This window comes from Fulvivirga maritima, from assembly GCF_021389955.1.
GTDB classification, from domain to species: Bacteria; Bacteroidota; Bacteroidia; order Cytophagales; family Cyclobacteriaceae; genus Fulvivirga; species Fulvivirga maritima.
The window spans coordinates 2385633-2403545 of sequence record NZ_CP089980.1 but is presented as its reverse complement, the minus strand read 5'-3'; the positions used below and the strand labels follow the sequence as shown (position 1 = coordinate 2403545).

The 17913-nt window shown below is 38.7% G+C and carries 16 protein-coding genes and 1 tRNA gene; all 17 read right to left on the bottom strand.

Features of this window, described 5'->3' with window-relative positions:
• Positions 1–368: 368 nt before the first annotated feature.
• Positions 369–1157 (bottom strand): hypothetical protein, encoded by a 789-nt coding sequence (locus LVD15_RS10160; protein WP_233780172.1) that lies wholly within the window; start codon positions 1155–1157, stop codon positions 369–371.
• A 151-nt stretch (positions 1158–1308) separates the two neighbouring features.
• Entirely contained in the window at positions 1309–2493 is a 1185-nt protein-coding gene (locus LVD15_RS10155; protein WP_233780171.1) for a VWA domain-containing protein, read from the bottom strand.
• Complete coding sequence (locus LVD15_RS10150) at positions 2486–4705, bottom strand: DUF5682 family protein (RefSeq protein ID WP_233780170.1); 2220 nt, start codon at positions 4703–4705, stop codon at positions 2486–2488. The genes LVD15_RS10155 and LVD15_RS10150 overlap by 8 nt, the downstream gene beginning before the upstream one ends.
• Positions 4706–4708: 3 nt before the next feature.
• Positions 4709–5788: an ATP-binding protein gene (locus LVD15_RS10145; RefSeq protein WP_233780169.1), complete on the bottom strand. Its 1080-nt coding sequence runs from the start codon at positions 5786–5788 to the stop codon at positions 4709–4711.
• A 4-nt stretch (positions 5789–5792) separates the two neighbouring features.
• On the bottom strand, positions 5793–7364 hold the full coding sequence (locus LVD15_RS10140; protein ID WP_233780168.1) for a DUF5691 domain-containing protein: 1572 nt from the start codon (positions 7362–7364) through the stop codon (positions 5793–5795).
• Positions 7365–7366: 2 nt separating this feature from the next.
• Positions 7367–8692 (bottom strand): SWIM zinc finger family protein, encoded by a 1326-nt coding sequence (locus tag LVD15_RS10135; protein ID WP_233780167.1) that lies wholly within the window; start codon positions 8690–8692, stop codon positions 7367–7369.
• A gap of 267 nt (positions 8693–8959) precedes the next feature.
• Entirely contained in the window at positions 8960–9505 is a 546-nt protein-coding gene (locus tag LVD15_RS10130; RefSeq protein WP_233780166.1) for an REP-associated tyrosine transposase, read from the bottom strand.
• Between the two features lie 182 nt (positions 9506–9687).
• Positions 9688–10335 carry a hypothetical protein gene (locus tag LVD15_RS10125; RefSeq protein WP_233780165.1) on the bottom strand — a complete coding sequence of 216 codons (648 nt, stop codon included), beginning with the start codon at positions 10333–10335 and terminating at the stop codon, positions 9688–9690.
• Between the two features lie 116 nt (positions 10336–10451).
• Positions 10452–11036 (bottom strand): hypothetical protein, encoded by a 585-nt coding sequence (locus tag LVD15_RS10120; protein WP_233780164.1) that lies wholly within the window; start codon positions 11034–11036, stop codon positions 10452–10454.
• A gap of 209 nt (positions 11037–11245) precedes the next feature.
• Positions 11246–11515: a hypothetical protein gene (locus LVD15_RS10115; RefSeq protein WP_233780163.1), complete on the bottom strand. Its 270-nt coding sequence runs from the start codon at positions 11513–11515 to the stop codon at positions 11246–11248.
• 175 nt (positions 11516–11690) lie between these two features.
• Positions 11691–11975, bottom strand: coding sequence for a recombinase family protein (locus LVD15_RS10110; RefSeq protein WP_233780162.1), 285 nt, complete (start codon positions 11973–11975; stop codon positions 11691–11693).
• 48 nt (positions 11976–12023) lie between these two features.
• On the bottom strand, positions 12024–13247 hold the full coding sequence (locus tag LVD15_RS10105; protein WP_233780161.1) for a site-specific integrase: 1224 nt from the start codon (positions 13245–13247) through the stop codon (positions 12024–12026).
• Positions 13248–13506: 259 nt separating this feature from the next.
• Positions 13507–13591 (bottom strand) — tRNA-Ser (locus LVD15_RS10100).
• 74 nt (positions 13592–13665) lie between these two features.
• Positions 13666–15408, bottom strand: a complete 1743-nt coding sequence (locus LVD15_RS10095; RefSeq protein WP_233780160.1) for a DUF4153 domain-containing protein — start codon at positions 15406–15408, stop codon at positions 13666–13668.
• Between the two features lie 17 nt (positions 15409–15425).
• The gene (locus LVD15_RS10090; RefSeq protein WP_233780159.1) at positions 15426–16385 is read right to left on the bottom strand and encodes a YihY/virulence factor BrkB family protein; all 960 of its coding nucleotides are present in this window, start codon (positions 16383–16385) and stop codon (positions 15426–15428) included.
• Positions 16386–16793 (bottom strand): acyl-CoA thioesterase, encoded by a 408-nt coding sequence (locus tag LVD15_RS10085; protein ID WP_233780158.1) that lies wholly within the window; start codon positions 16791–16793, stop codon positions 16386–16388.
• The gene (gene mltG, locus LVD15_RS10080; protein ID WP_233780157.1) at positions 16794–17846 is read right to left on the bottom strand and encodes an endolytic transglycosylase MltG; all 1053 of its coding nucleotides are present in this window, start codon (positions 17844–17846) and stop codon (positions 16794–16796) included.
• Positions 17847–17913 lie beyond the last annotated feature (67 nt).

Genomic DNA, 17913 nt, shown 5'->3' with positions numbered 1-17913 from the left:
TATTAATAAAAATAGCCAGCCTAATCGGAGCACCTACAACCTCAATCACGAAACATTGACCATACATCGTGAATTTAGAAATCTCCTTATCTTATTTGGAGGAGAAGTACTTGATCATTTTGCTTTAGACCTCTACCCGGAATTGCACTGACTTATGATAATTGAAAAGCTTTAATTTTCATTACTGACTTAGCATTAGTAATATCATTAGCCATCTGAAATGGGCTATGCCGGTAAAATTTAAATTTAATTAATAATTGACATCCTATATTGTTCACCCTTACCTAACCGGCCAGAGGCCTCGATTTCAACAGTCGCCCGGCTCATACCGGGTGACTGTTGAAATCGAGCGACTGTTTGAGTTTTTCTTAATGTTTAAGAAATCCCCTTTTTAACTTAATATTATTGTCACTAGCATTACTCATTATCCTTGACGATTTTGAATTAGCGGGTGCCATTTCATAAAGCTCTTCATCGCCATTACTATATATTTCTAGTATTTTAAGTGAATTGTCTGTTAGCTCAACAACCTCTACGATATCCTCTTCATCCCATACTGCAGGATCTCCCCAAGAATATAAAAAGTGAGTCTCAGTGTCATCATACCATTTCCAACTGGCTAGCCCTCCTTCATTTTCATCGTCAGGATTTGCTAGCTCCACAAAATAGGTGCCTGCCTGTGAAAATAATACAGTTAAATCAAATTCAGTGCCTGTCACTTCTTCCCCATTAACTGTTACCATTTGCCATGTGCGGCATAATAATTCAGTTCTGGTGGAATTATTCATTTCAGCTTGCTTGGCAGCGCTGATATTAACTTTATCTTCACCATCTACCTGAAGTGCAAAACTTATCGAATTATCATCGATCTCATCAATCTCAATGGTTCCAAAATCCTCTAATTCGACAGTTTTACTATCAACAATATTATAGTTGCCAAACAAGACTATCGGGGCACCATTGACTTGGTCTACTTTGACAACAATATAAGTGTAGCTTTTATTGAATTCAAATGATTGATATGTGTCATTATCATTTACGACCCATTTTGCACTAATGGCTTCTTTCTCACTGGCATCATCAGGTGTACTATCATCATCCTTACAAGAAAACAGAAGGGATAGTGTTATTAGTAATAGCAGGTTTAATTTTTTCATTTGTTTTTAATGTTATGTACTTCTATTAAAGAGTAAGTTTATTTAGTAATATTCAATACCTAAGTTTGGGCATTTGCATAGGAGATAAGGACATAGGCAAAACCGTTCAGACATTTGATCTCAAAAATAGCTCGTCGATTCTTCACCACTCCTACCCCTTCAATACAATTTCATGCTCTCCGGCCCATTGCTTTAAGTCTTGCTTTTGAATGGCTGCGGCCATGAGGTCTGGAAACTGATCTGGGGTGCAGGCAAATACCGGAGCGCCCATCTGCGATAGTTTGGATGCCATATTGCTATCATAACTGGGGCTGCCTTCATCGTTTAGCGCTAACAGACAAATAAACTGAATCCCTGACTCTATCATGTCCCGTGCTCTTTTTAGCATTTCTTTGGCATTACCGCCTTCATACAAATCTGTAATGAGCACCAGAATAGTGTCATCAGCTTTTGTTATTAGTTCCTGACAGTATTTTAAGGCAAGGTTAATGTCTGTGCCTCCACCCATCTGCACACCAAAAAGTAGATCTACAGGGTCTTTCAGGTCTTCAGTAAGATCGGCAACATCAGTATCAAAAAGCACCATTTTTGTTTTAACAGTCGGCACGGAGGCCATTACAGCGCCAAATATTCCAGAGTAAACAATGGAAGTACCCATGGAACCACTTTGATCTATGCAAAGCACAATATCTTTTAATGACCTTTTGGACTTCCTTCCATATCCTATTCTCACCTCAGGTATAATGGTTTTATAATCAGGCTGATAGTGCTTAAGATTCTTCCGAATGGTAGCATCCCAGTTGATCTCATTATACCTTGGGTGAAACTTCTTAGCTGATTTATTGAGAGCTCCACTTAAAGCTGAAACGGTTTTTTGCTCTAGCTTGGCCATAAGTTCATCTACCACTTTTTGAACCACTCTCTTGGCGGTATCTTTGGTTTTGGCAGGAATTAGCTTGCCCAGTTGCATCAGTGTAGCCACCAGATGAATATCGGCTTCTGCCTGTTCCAGTATTTCCGGTTCAAAAATCAGTTTCTTCTGTAAATCAGGATATTTCAAAGCATCATTCTGCATCACCTGAACTACGGAGTTAGGAAAATACTTACGAATATCTCCCAGCCATCTGGCCACTCCCGGGTTCGATTTATCCTGTCCTCCGGCACCTTTTTCTGCTCCATAGTCAAAGCTTTTAGTGCGCTCAAACTCATACAGCGCAGAGAGCGTCTGGTCCAATCCATCCATTTGGTCAGAGAGCTTTACCTCCGTACCATCGGCCTCGTCGCCACCAAGTATCAATCTCCATTTTTCCAGGATTTCTAATTCATCATTATTCATGGTGAGTGCTGTTTGGTGTTAAGAATTTGCTAATATAAGGTATCACTGAATCGGCCAGTTCACCATCAAATTGCTCTGTATTATAGGTCGTAGCCGGCTCATCACTGGCGAGTCCCTGTCGGGCTTTCTGCCCTAGCTGACGCCTTTCTGCATATTCAAACTTTGAAAATGTTCTTCTGAGCATGGGCACCAGCTGAATGAATGTATCCTTATCTAAGGACTCTACCCACTCAAAAACCAGGTTCCAGAGACGATTATCATAAATTAAAATAGAGCCGCTACCTTTGAGGAAACCTTCAATCCAGGCTGCCACGTCCATAGGATCATTGTTAACTGAGAGCGCATAGGAAATATACATATCGGCTTCATCTTCACTAAGCTGCTGACTATCCAACAAAAGCCGGCAAACACAGCCCAGTATCACACTGTGCACATCTTCTTTATTGAGCACCTGATGCAAGGTAAAATACCAGGGTTCTTCTTCCTCCGGTTTGGAGTAGATTTTTATAGCCTGGTGCAGCGCAGTGATCTGGCCGAACATTTCCAGAGCATTATCCTCATCTAAACCATATACTGCATTGGGCAAACCAACATTTACCTTAATCAATAACTGGTGTATGATCTGATCAAGCACATCCATATCCGAATTTCGCACATCGCCATAGCGAGCTACATTGATCAATTGTGGTAAGGATTTCATCAGATCCAATATGTCAGATGAAATACTAGACAGCTCATTCACCTTGTTTAACAGATGATCCAGTTCATCAAACAAGGCCGCTGGTATGCACAGGTCTATGAGTTTAGCTACATCATCTACCTTTTGCGCTGCATTACTTTTTTTGATCAGCACTGCCTGAGCTGCCGAAGCAATGGTGTTTCCTAAAAACGCTTTATCAATGAGTTCTATCATCATGCCCACTGTCCACTCCAGTCGCCATGATTCTTTGAAGGTACCTTTACCTCTGGAGTAGCTGGGTGTGGCCCAATGAATTTCTAAAATGGCTAACCGATGAAAGAGCTTGCTTTTCTCAAGATCGTTGGGCTTTCTGAGATCGAGGTTTACCTCTTTAGGATCAGCTGTAAGCTTAAGTCTTAGCTTTTTTACTGACTGTTCAAAGTCTTCCTGAAGAGGCATTTTTGGCATGTCTTCAGGCACTTCTCCCAAGCCATCACCAATAATGAGCTGGTCTTTAACCAGTTCCAGCAATATGCCATCTCCCATACACATAACGGAGAGCACAGCATCATTTAAGTCATCTAACGACACATAATGATTATTCCTAAGAATAGCCAGACTGCGAGCAAGGCGGAAAGCTTCAATAGCATGCGCGGTAGACATGTCCATGCCCTTTTCCCGAAACATGCTGGCCACTTTAATGAGCCAGGGAATTTCATATTCGGCAGTATTATGCCATAGATGTGAATACCATCCTGGTGAGAATATACCTGCTCCGTACCCTGAATGCATGCTGAGCCTGTCATTAGTCCAGGGAATCCAGGTGCTGGTGATCTTGGTTTTAGTTTTAGGCAGCTTTTTGAGCACCTTCTTATCTTCTTTTGCATACCCTGCAGGATCTACCAAAGTAGGAGCATGCCAGGCACCACATACAATGGCAATGTTGGTATACATTTCATTAACACTATCCTGAATAAGCATACGCATATACGCTTCACGATGTGTGTTCTCAGCATCCATGGCACTCTCCAGGCCATCTTCACGTAGCGATTGCATCACGTGCATTACACTTTCAAAATGCTCATTGCCAGCAGATTGCTCAAAATGATGTTCCCAGAACCTTTCTCCACTTTTAAACCCGGCCGATTGGGCTACGAGTGTAAGTGGATCTTCCGGCGGAGGTGTGGATGGCTCATTTTTAGCCTCTTTCCTTCTCATGGTAAAGCTAATACTAGCCGGAAGGTCAATGGCCTTAACGGGTATTTTATGCTCATTAGCATAAGCTATGGCTACCCATTCCGGTGAATATTCAGCAAAAGGATAAAAGGTAGACTCTTGAGGCACATTGCTATTGTACACCATTATGGCCACAGGAGGTTTTAGGTCAGGATGTCCCACATATTCAAAAACCTCGGCTATTTCAGGTGGTCCCTCTACCAATACGATGTCAGGCTGCAAGCGTTCCAGTTCTTTTTTGACCTGTCGCGCTGACCCAACTCCATGATGCCGTATGCCTAAAACGTGAATGGCCATAAATTAGAAAGTGATTTCTTTGCACGCCCTGTAAATATCTTTCCAGTTTTCTCTGGTTTTTACTACGGTCTCCAGGTATTCATTCCAAACTACGGTATCCTGAACAGGGTCTTTCACTATGGCTCCTACCAAGCCTGAAGCCATGTCATGAGCCGAAAGCTTTCCATTTCCGAAATGAGCAGCTAATGATAGTCCACTGTTCACCACCGAAATAGCTTCTGCCGTGCTTACCGTGCTACTCGGTGTCTTCAGCTTAGTACGGCCGTCTTCGGTAACGCCATTTCTAAGCTCTCTGAAAATTTGCACCACGCGCTTAATTTCTTCCAGTCCCGGTAATTCTGCCGGCAACTCCAGGGCTTTCATCTGACTGGCCACTCTGGTCTGCACTATGTTTATTTCTTCTTCTGGCGTGTTAGGAACAGGAAGAATAACGGTATTAAAACGTCTTTTTAAGGCAGATGACAGGTCATTCACCCCTTTATCACGGTTATTGGCAGTGGCAATTACATTAAACCCTTTCACTGCTTGCACTTCTGCAGACAGCTCAGGAATAGGCATAATTTTCTCACTAAGAATAGTAATGAGGGTATCCTGCACATCAGCAGAAATACGGGTAAGCTCTTCTATTCTAACTATTTTACCCTGTTTCATGCCTCGCATCATGGGGGTTTCTACCAGGGCTCCTTCTGTAGGCCCTTCGGCCAAAAGCTTAGCGTAGTTCCAACCATAGCGAATGGCTTCTTCGCCGGTGCCGGCTGTCCCCTGAATAAGTAGTGAAGGATCTCCAGTGATGGCTGCCGTAAGGTGCTCCGACACCCAGGATTTACCTGTTCCCGGTATACCGTATAGCAATAATGCTCTATCAGTAGTAAGCGTGGCCACGGCTATTTCCATTAACCTTCTGTTACCGATGTATTTCGGGGTCACTTCAAATTTATTTTTAAGGGTACCCCCCATCAGGTAGGTCACTACAGACAGAGGCGACATTTGCCAGCCTGTAGGCACAGCACCAGTGTCTTGTTTTTTCAGGTTTTCCAGTTCTTCTTCAAACTGCAGGGCGGCATTTTGTCTAAGTATATCCATACTTTTATTCATTAGATGAAGCGATTGCTTTTTTTAAGGTTAATCCAAGTTTAGCAGGAGTAAATACGTTCTTCTCCCAGCTTTTATAATAAGTGACACTTTGGGCTTTTTCATTAAGCCTGCGCAGTTCATCACCACTATCAATATGCAGGTACTTACATAATACCTGACCATGATTATGCATGCTATGATACTGCTGTCCGTAGGACTCAAATAGTCCTTTTAAAACATAATTTGAAAAAGGTAATGACCAGGTTCTTCCCGGAGTCTGCTCTAAAATATTATGGGAGGTCCAAAGCTTTTTCTCTTTCACATAAGTCTCAAAAGCATCCTGACTAACATAAGATAACAAAGAGGCATTTTGATCTGCAGGTAGTTTATTGATTAAATATTCGGCCAGCGCTGAGTCATGGTTTAACGAGACATTTTTAATAAGAGCTGCCTGATGCATAGCATGCACTTTCTTACCCGCATTCATTTGAAAATCTTTGCCTAAAACATAATCAACAAAAGCCGCTGTACCTTTCGTGAAATGGTGTATCCAAAAAGAGAGAGGTATTACTCTAAGAAAATATGACAAATAGTATTGATGTTTATCATTAAACCATTCAATGTCATATTGATGATCAAAGCCATAGCTAATAAGCATATTTTCATCATTCCAAAAGTCATCCGGATGACTTTCATCAGGCACCGAGATGGTGACAGCATCGGATGAAATCAACCCCATGAGGGCTGACTTTTTAGAAGTCTTTAGGTAGGCAGATAGCTTTTGAGCCGTGGCCTTATACAGGTCGCTTTCCGGTATTCTTAAAAGCATGGCCGCTACAAGTGCTCTACATTCCTTCTCTGTTTTTTTCTCCTTTGCCTTATAGGCGAATTCATTATTATAAATATAGGTGAGAAAATCTTGATCCAGCCTGCTCAGGTTACTGTTCATAACTTCCAGAAAACCCTTTTTGGTTATAATAGCCTCGGTATCCCATGTGTTTTTCAACAGCCGTATTGCAGTCTCAGGATCAGTGGCGTGCAGTTCAGCCCAAAAGCTTTTTCGCTGTGCGGCAGTGCCTTCTTCCCATATATCTGATTTTTCAAAATCAGAGAAAAGCTCTTTTTTAGGATGATGAGAGAGCATCCACCGACCTTTGTTGCCCAGCACCTTTACGGCTTTCTCACGCAGCTCCAGGCGCATACTTTGGGCAAGATTTACTAAATTAACACTCTCACTACCAGCTACTTTCCACTGTTTTGAAATCAGCCAGTCTAGCCAATCACCTAGCAGGTAATCGCTCAACTGAATCCCTGCATTTTTTATAGCCTGAAAAACCCGCATCGGTAGCTCAGGGGCTTCTGCTAATGTTTCCTCAATAGCAGCTTTATCTTCTACTTTCTCATAAGGCGGCAGCGCTCCTGCCTCCTGGTAATAAGTTAAGTATGCAGCAGCCTGCAGTAAATGCTCTTCAGGCGTTTCAGCGGTATCTTTCAGCGCTTCCTGTATCGAAGAAGGCAGCAAACTCGCTTCCAACGGCTTTTTCTCCGTGCCTATTAAAGCTATATTTCTTAACGACTCCCACATAGCTACAAAATGGTATATTGGTTATTTTGAAATATGCCTAACGGAATGGCTTCTCCATTGCGAATTACTACCGCCATAGGGTGGGAAGCAGTGCCGCATATGGCCAAACTTTTAAGGCACTTGTCTATGTCATAGCCTTTCATGAGCGGCATAAGATAGTGATCATGATCTGCCATGAACCAGGTATCATTTTTTAAGATCAATTTACTGTTATTTAAAATAAACAAATGATCATTAGACCATGGATTTTCCTTTATCAGTTCAGTCTTTTTACGGTGTACTTCTAACCAGTTTTCAGTGAAAGTAAAATCAACATCAAACTTATCAGCTGCATTGGTTTGTGTTTTTATTACTGCCCGCTGTGGCTGCACCGAAGGGAAAAAGGCCAACTGCCCTTCTATATAACTGCCTGGTAATATGATAGATTCAAAAGAAGAAAAGCGTGTAGAGAAATTAAGCACTAATGCTTTTCTATTGCTTCTTTTACCTATCAGCCAGTTTCTTTGCGTTACAATATCATCATTGGTTTCTTCCAGCTGCCCTACTACCAGCCAATGATCATCTACCACTTCAGCATTGGCATCAGCCAATAATTCTTTACTGGATTGGCTCCAGCCGGCAAGTGTTCTTATGGTGTATTGCCACTGTGCGTCATATTGATCATAATTCTTAATGGCCTGGATCAGTAGAAAAAGCTTAGAGATGAGCTTTAAAGATTCATCTTGCCAAACGCTGCCGTCTTTATAATTCAGCTGCCCGAGTTCTCTCACCCAAAAAGCGAGTCCGGGAGCCTTGGCATCTACCATGCGCGCCGCTACTTTTTTAAAGTCTTTGGCAGATTTAAAAGAGAGCTCTAGCAAGCCCATCCTTACCAGGTCTTTGAGCCAAAGTTCCAGCTCAGCGGCGCCTGCCTGTACCTGCTCTAATCGTTTAGCAACAGTATCCTTAGCGGCACTTTTAGCTTTAGTTTTCTTAGGGGCTTCTGCCGCCTTTTCCTGCCTTGCCTTACGACTATCCATCCAGGTGCTCACCCATTCCGGCTCCTCCTGTGTCGAGAAATTTTGCTCCTGACTGCCGTATAAAAGCATTAACGCTATGGCATGCTTACAAGGAAACTGACGAGAAGGACAGGAGCATTTAAAAGCGATATCATTAAGATCAATTTGGGTGAGATATGGATTTTTGCCACTACCTCTAATAGCACCCCAGATCACCCGATCACTTTTACCAAACGACTCCCACTTACTGTTTCCACTTAATTTTTTACCAGCACTAAAAGCTGACGCATTGGGAGCAATAGACTGGATTTGTTCTTCCGAAAAACTCAAGATAGTAGGTTAATTATAAGGAGCGTTAACTTACAAGTTTTTGTTTTAAGAGCAAAGGGATTGAGGTATGTTGATGGGGTTTTGGGCTTTGTTGATTGGTGAGAGATGTTGGAGGTGGGACGCCATGTGGAGTATGGTGGGAGCGGTGTTGTAGTGAGCACGCGTATTGCTTCGCTACCCCGCTATCCTTAGTCTTACCGAAGGGCGACTAAGGATTTGTAATGATCACGAGTGTCTCTGACACGGCAAATTTGACACTTCTTTCATTTACAAAAATTCAATTTTCACAAGCCCTTGCATTCCAGCATAGTCTCTTGCGCTTGACCAACAATATTGCTCTGGCTCATCAACAATTCCAGCTTTAACTGGATTACTGTGAATATAGTCTAATTTTTGATCCTTAAAATTATTGGTTTCTAATTCTTCAGGATGATTATCTTGTCTCCAAAATTGATATCCCTTATTTCTATTATTATTTGCACCCGCTGATCGAAAAAGCCATAGCATCCAATTCTTTCGGCTCTCTACATTTTCACTATGAATAGATTTTAAAATCTCTCTGGCTGTAAATTTTTTAAAATCACGGAGCACATCAGAAAGATTATCATTTTTGGCTGCCACAATTAAATGTAAATGATTACTCATAATTACCCAGGCATATACAATTAACCCCTTTTGCTTTACGCAATGGTTTAAGCTCTCCACTATAAGCTCACAATATACTCTTCGAGTAAAAACATCAATCCATTCTACTACAGCAAAGGAAAGAAAATGAATGCCTGACTGATTTCTTATTTTATAACCACCGGACATGTTATGAATCTAAACAATAATTGCTTAAAACGACAAGAATTTATCGCTTAATACCGTGTCAGAGACACTAGTTACCATTGGAAAGTTCGTAGTCGCAGACTACGAACAACTTAGGATTTTTCATTTCAATACAAAATAGGGCTAGCAGAAAATGAACTCTATGTAATCATACAGCCATCTTCCTATAATTTTTTACCCAATTTTTCTTTAAACTGGTTAACTCTCCTTTCATATTTTCCAATATTCCTTCCATTCATAGCAACCATATCTAAATACCTTTTAGATGACTTCGATGATATTTGATGTAACTTTAATGCGATTTTCTCTAGATCAGAAATATATTCATACGTTAACAGTGATGAATATTTACCAACTCCGAATAGTCTATCTAAAGGATCATCAGTTTTTATTTTTAATAAACTTATAAGTTTGTATCTATTTGAAACTTTAATTTGGGTAGCTTTTTCAAGCAATTCATTCTTATCTTTTAGTTTTAAAAGTGTAATTCTATTCTTAGCTCTTTTTTCAACCTCACTGTACAATTTTGAAATATCATGTCCACAGTTTCTAGCAACCATATATGCGTCTTCTGGCGTTTCTTTTCTCAAAGACAATGAAATAATTAGTGACTTTAAGTCTGATTCAACAGCCATAAGTAGTTCTACATAAATTTTGCTAATAAAGGATATCCCAAAAAAATCCGAGTTACTTTTCACAATATCTACCCTCCATAAAAAGTCATTTGCATCTGACAACATAGAATTAGATAGTGTTGATTTTAAAAGCCTTTCACTATTGAAAGGCGGTGTTATTTTAGGCCTTATTTTCAAGTGGGTTAATTTTGAATTAATAAAGAATACCTGAAATTATTGAGAAAATCAAATACAAGCACCTCCCTTTCTTTAAAATATTGATCTATTAAAAACGTTTGTTACTCCAGTTTTTGTTAATAGGATGTTGCTTCAACCAATAAATAGACTAATGCCCCTCCAAGAAATATAGAACCTACAGTTGACCAGTTTATTCTAAACCTGTTGGATGTTACTTCGTATCCATATAAATCGTAAACCTCATAACGCCTTCCTTTCTTTCGGGTGTAGACATATCCAATATGTTTGTTCGAAGTATCGTATATCTTGAATTTATTGTTCTGGTAATGCTTTACGTATCCAGTAGTTGAAGCATTATTGCTGGTTAAAGTGTACGAGTAACCTGTTTTTAGTCCTTTGTAGTTCGTGTAGACAAGACATGAGGTATAATTGAAATAGTCTGAACTTGATGTTCCGCTGTTTGGGTATATCTTGTAATAGTTGCGAAGATAAGTTGAAGGGTTTCCTGTTGCTACTTTGCCCGTATACGGATTAACATTTCCAGGATAACTCCAATTATTATAAGGATTTCCATCAGGATTTGATCTGTAATGAGGTTTGACATAGGTTCCATCCTTTCTATAATAACCGTTGACATAAACCTGTGCAGTACTCGTTAAGAAGGAGATTAACAGTAAGAAGGTTAAAATAATGTTTTTCATGACGGTGATTATTGGAGCTAACATTTGTATAAGGGAAAGACATTCCCTTATTTCCTTTATGGAGTCAATCTAATTAATTTAATATTAAAATGATAGAAGCGTTTTCTGAGACTTTTGATGTCTATGATAAAACTGGTTCAGTCTTTTAAAAGAGCTAAGGTAATTTTCACCATGCTGAGCACGGCAACAAAGGAGCTCTAACACTAAACTTAAAAATCCCCAGAAGAAGAGGTTTTAAAAATAAATTCAAGGTGAAAGTGATCCTTATTATAAATTTCCCTGATTAGATTTTCAGCTATTTTGACCTTCTCACTCGAGTCAACCCAAAACTTTATATCAATTGAATCAGTTCCATTATTAATAATGCTCTTATTTAATACTCCAATTTGGGTTAGGCCTAAATCTAATCTTTTAATTATTGATTGATCAAGTAAATCTTCTTCTGTTGAATTAATTATTGATATTACCTGTATATCCATTTTAATTTTGTACACAACAAATTTACTTTTTATAAATTAATTTTTATCTTGCCACTTTTTCATTATGAAAGCAACAAGGTGTGAGGACTCGTCTTATAATTTACTTAATTAGAAGAACTTCTTTTGAGTGGCCTCAAACATTTTTCATCTACATTATAAAAAATGAGTACAGCGTTTACTCTGATATTAATTTCTTCTTCTCTTCTCCTTCAGCCCACTGAAGATACCGATAATATGTAGCTTTAGAAAGCCCCAGCTCCTTTTGAATCTGAGCAATAGGTGTATCTGAATCTCTGGCACGCTTCAATGCTGCCCAGGCCTTTATTTTACCTTCTTTTGATATACCTGGCTTCCTACCTCCTTTTCTACCATACTTTCTCGCATGTGCTAATCCGGCCTTTGTACGCTCACTGATCATTTCTCTTTCAAACTCGGCAAAGGAGGCAAAGAGGTTAAACATCGGTCTACCTCGGGAAATGGTAGTGCTTAAAATATCACAAAATACCCATCAATTACTTTTACTCATTAGCGATTTCAATTTTCTCATATCTGCACTTACTTTTTCCTGAACTACTTTAGCATAAATCTGAGTAGTTCTTATATTTTTATGCCCTAGCATAGAACTTACCGTTTCTATAGAAACCCCATTAGCCAAAGTAACTGTTGTCGCAAATGTATGACGCGCCATATGAAAGGTTATTGTTTTATTTATACCACACAAGGTTCCAACTTCTTTTAAATATGCATTCATTTTCTGGTTGGAAATTACAGGCAATAAATAACCTGAATGTGATGTGATAGGACAATCTTCATATTTCTCAATTATATCGACAGCAGGCTGTAGCAGTGGCACATTAGATTCGGAGCCTGTCTTTTTCCTATTAATAAAAATCCAATATTCACCATCCAACCCTATAGATATATTGGCAGCAGTAAGTCTTTTAACATCTGCATAAGCTAAGCCGGTATAACAGCAAAAAAGGAATATATCTCTAATATGCTCAAGCCTATCAATTGTAAATTCTTTATTAACCAAGGCTTCTATTTCATCTTTTGTTAAATAATCCTTTTTCACTTCTTTGAGAGACATCTTATATCCAACAAACGGATCACGGCTTAAATAATCGTTTTTAACAGCTATTAGGATTATCTTCTTAAAATTTCTAAGATATTTCACCACTGTATTATGACCAATACCACATACCGCCTTCAAATAGAACTCAAATTCCGTTATGAAGGAAAACTTCATATCTCTAAATAAAAAGTCATCCGCTTTATAATGATGCTGTATAAATCCTAATGTATGTTTCAATGTAGTCTGATACCTCTCCAAAGTCCCTTTTGAATACCCTTTTCCCAGCTGACTCTTTATCTGATTATTATGATACTTAAACAGTTCTATCACAGAATGCTGTTTAATATTCTTACCTTGAAAAACGCTCTTTATCGCCTGCGCTGAAACATACTCTCCATTCCTCTCAAGTTCATCATAGATTTCGTGTAACCGATAATCAATATCCCTCAAATGCTTATTAATACTACGAGCCTCCACACTCTGCCCACGCATCAACCCGGAAGAAGAGTTCCATTTATCAGCAGGCACCTTTTTGCCTGTGGCAATCTCAGCCCTTTTACCATCCACCGTTATACGCACAGAAACCGGAACTTTTCCTGTATCATTATTTAACTTATAATTCTGTAACCAAAATAGCACATTAAAGGTATGAGACATGAGCAATGTCTTTTTTGTTGATAGAAAAGGAAACTAACGGTTAAGGATTGGGTCTCAATCCTTGGGTACGTGGAAACCAAATCAAACCAAAAATCGGTCAATTTAGACAGGAATAATCTATTCGGTTAGCTACTTTTTAGGAGACCGAATTGCTAACCGATTTTACGAAAATTATTTGTTTATTGCGAATGGTGCTAAATGAAAAAACCCTTCAAACATAGCGTTTGAAGGGTTTTGTTGTTGTTTGGTTTCTTCTAAGCAGAGGAGGAGGGATTCGAACCCCCGGTACCTCGCGGTACAACGGTTTTCAAGACCGCCGCATTCGACCACTCTGCCACTCCTCTATCTGTTTTGCTGGAACTGATTTCCAACAGGACTGCAAATGTATACTATATTTTTAATTACACAAACTGTTCGATTATTTTTTTGCTTTTTTATTGAAAAACATATTAAATCGTAAGCTCTGCGCCTGGTAATTATTGTCAGAATCTCTCCTAAGGCTCAATGAAAGGAAATATATTTTATAACTAATCTCGTCATTATTTCCCTCTATCATGAGCTGGTCGGGCTGCATTTCATAATCACCTCCCGGGTGCTCCTTTCTCAAATGTGAAATAAAAGGCTTTAAGTCTATTGAAGTATTTAAGGAGTCTATTATAAGCGCTTGCCCATCACCTGCCTTAAGCATATCTGACTGCCCACCATAACTGTAGCTTAAAAACTGATCATAGCTCCCTACATTAAGGTAATAGTTTTCTTTAATACTGTAATAAGCAAAAGAACTCCCTGCAGTACTATCTCGCTGCCATGAGTTCACATAATTAATATTATACTCATTAAGCAGAACCTGCGCATAACTACTGCTATTATGTTCATAAAGTGAATCAATATCTGCTTTAAAATAGGGTTGTAAATGGCTTAACTTTTTACGTCTACCCAGGTATTGTATAACCGAAGACACATCTTTCCTTTCTTCGAATGATAGCCCTCCTACTTTTGCCTTTTTAATTAATTCTTCAAATCTATTTGCCTGATTTCTGGCAGACCAACCAAATGCTCCCCAAGGGCCAAATGAGGATAGCAATATGACTACAGCTAAGCTTATAGGAACCAGCTTAATATTTTTACTTTTGAAAAACGAAAAATAGACAGCAATTCCCAACAGCCAAAAATCTAATAAATAGAGAAAATATCTATTCTCAGTGAGTCCATATTCATCTACTCTACGGTAAATCGCTAAAAACAAAACTACCACCAGAGGTATTAAAGAAAAGAAAAACCATTTTGAAAATATCCTTAACAAAGCTCTTTTACCAGATTTTGCCAACGGATATATGAGCAAATAAGAAAGTATACCCAGAGCAGAATAACTAATAAAAAGATATCCCAACCATCCTCTAGGCCAATCCCAGCTGATAGCAATTTTTATGGTGTAGATGTACAGAATCAGATTATAGATACCTACCAAGGGTATAAGTATGTATTGAGTAAATACAGAAAGTCCTTTAGAGAACTCCTCATCATCAGCATACAACTCTTGCTGCCTGGGCATTCCTCCCAGAAAATAAAGCATAGAGAATATCCCAGAAACTATGTAAAAGAGCTTTAAATAGAGCTTAGAATTAAAATTGATATCGAATAGCTTATCAAGAGCTAATAGCGCTAAGGCCAAACCCATATAAATAACCATAGCAAAGAAGAAGGCCGTAACTATCTGCAGAAAAAGGTTTTTATTATACCTCCAAAAACCTTCTTTGGATTTGCCAGGCAAAAAGGGCGCAAATGAAACCATTAAATGAGCTATAATTCCAAATAAAATATAGCGTACCCATTCAACCACCTTCAAATCAGCAGGCATACCATAATAATATACAGCAAGGGCAGCTACCCCTATTCCGCCTAATACATACCTCCAAAAAGCTTGCTGCAGACTTTCTGCGAAGAGCTTAAGGGCCGTAAAGAAAGCAATACCGAGAGATGACACCATGATCAATCTCAAAATAGTGTTTTTAAGTTCCTCATCACTATAGTCCAGGTCTATAAAGTAACAAGAAGCAAAAACCGCAATACAGCCGCTTATCACAGCCAAAGGAAAACGCTCAATGGTAGAATACACCATTGTCATGGTCTCCTTTACATTAGGAGTTTTTATTGAAATCATAGGTTTCTAATTTTGCTTCACTGGATCTTAGAGGCATCTATGCCTGCTATTCTGTAAGCATGATGTATACTGGCATTTACCTCATAGCCCACCAAAAGGACTACAGCTAGCAACTCTTGCCAGATCATCAGCGCTATAAGCACCCCGAGGGATCCGTATAATTTATTGTAATTAGCAAAATTTGAAACATAAAAAGAAAAACCGTAGGTAACGGCTATGCATAAAAATGTAGCAACAAAAGATCCTACACTAAAAAAACGCCAATTATAATGTACTGAAGGCCCAAAATAATACATAAATGAAATGGCGAGGAAAAAGACAATGAAGAGCACTAAAAACCTGATAAAAAAGAATACGTAAATCATGAATTCCTCAATATCCAGCCACTGTACATTATTAACCATATCTAAAATAAAATTACCTATTACCAGAAGCACACTCGCTAAAATCAGCACTATGGCCAACATAAGCGTAAGTGCAGTAGCAACCAGCCTCATTTTAAAATAACCTCTTTTATCTATGGTTTTATAACATGAGTTAAAAGCCTTCATTAAAGACATCATACCATTAGTAGCCAACCATAATGAAAAGAGCACACCAAATGTTAATAGTCCACCCCTGGTGTTCACTACTATATCATCTACCGTAGTATAAACCGTCTCATACATGTTTGGTGGTATAACATCACCAATAAACTGCATGATATTGACTCTGCTCACCCCTGGTATTATCTCATGCAAATAAGGTGTGAGTGTAAAGAGAAATATAATACCCGGAAACACTGCCATAGTAAAATTAAAAGCCACTCCATTGGCCCGTTCTATGACTTCATCTTTAGATATTTTCTCTATAAAAACAATAATTACCTCATACAAGCTCAGCCCCTCATACCTCTTAAATTTTATCCTCTTAAGAAACTCAATAAAGGTTTTATAAGTATGAGATCTGACTATTAATCTGGTAATTCGTTTCTTCATCTAATCAAAAAATGGGCTTAATAACTTATCCATAGCCTCAGGCATTCTGCAAGGCCTGCCAGATTCCATGTTAACAAAAACCAATGTAGTTTCTCCTTCATGTATTAATTTACCTGACTCATTAGAGATTTCATAATGAAAGGTAATTCTGGCAGTAGGCTTTTGTCTGATAGTAGTTTTTATAGTCAGCTGCTCATCATATTTACCAGGAGCTATATATTTAGAATGACACTCCAGCACGGGCATCATTACCCCCTGATCTTCCAGCTCTTTGTAACTCAACCCCAGACTTCTTAAACATTCTACCCGCCCCACTTCATAATAAGTGGCGTAGTTACCATAATACACATACCCCATTTGGTCTGTTTCTGCGTACCTTACACGTACTGTAGTGCTGTGCTCAAACATTTAATTCTGGTTATTAAGTCTTGCTTTTCTTTGCTCAATGGATAATTGCCTCTGATATCTCCTTGCATTTTTCATATGCTCGCTATAAGTAGCCGCAAAATTATGATACCCGGAAAAGTCTTCCTTAGCACACATATAAATATAATCGTGCTTTTCATAATTAAGCACTGCATCTAAAGAATGAATGGTGGGCATATTAATAGGGCCCGGAGGCAAGCCTGCATACATATAGGTATTATAAGGAGAGTCTATTTCTTTATGCTCATTAAGCACTCTTTTCAAACCATAATCACCAGAAGCAAATACAAGAGTAGGATCTGCCTGTAGTGCTATTCCCCTTTTTAATCGGTTCATATATAGCCCGGCAATTTTCCGACTTTCGTCTCTTTTCACACTCTCAGCTTGCACAATAGAAGCTAAAGTAGACACCTCCAACGGAGTAAGCCCTATGCTTTTGGCCTTAGCCTTACGGTCCTCATTCCAAAACTGCTTATATTCATAAAGCATTCTATCAATAAGGCCTTCGCCAGAAATATCATAATACACCTGATAGGTATTAGGTATAAAAAGGCTGATAATATTATTAGAGTTAAAACCCTCTTTATTATTATCGATAAATTTCTCTAAAGCCTGGTTAAACTCTTCTTCCCCAATAGCTAAATGAGAGGTCAATCGCTCAGCCAACTCACTTTTTAAACGAATGTTAGTAAAGGTAAGATTTATGGGTGCCTGCTTCCCAGACCTGAGCAGTCTCACAGCAGCAAGATTAGTCATGTTACCTTCTAAAAGATATCTACCTGGTTTAATATTTTTGTCATATTTCATGAGCTTAGCCACCAGACTAAAGGAGACCATATCACTTACATACTTGTGATTATGTAATTTATCTTGCAAGCTTTTAAAGGTCTCATCTTCACTCACAATAAATATACGATCATCCTTCTCCACTAAAATATTAGGTGTGTAAATAACCTGATACGCATAAAATGTAAACGATGATAACAGCACCGTAAATATGAGCAGGAAGATTACAAATATTTTTTTATTTCTCATCTCTATCTATTGCATTACTATTTCAAACTTCAAAGATACCCAAATTACCCTAACCCAAATACATAAT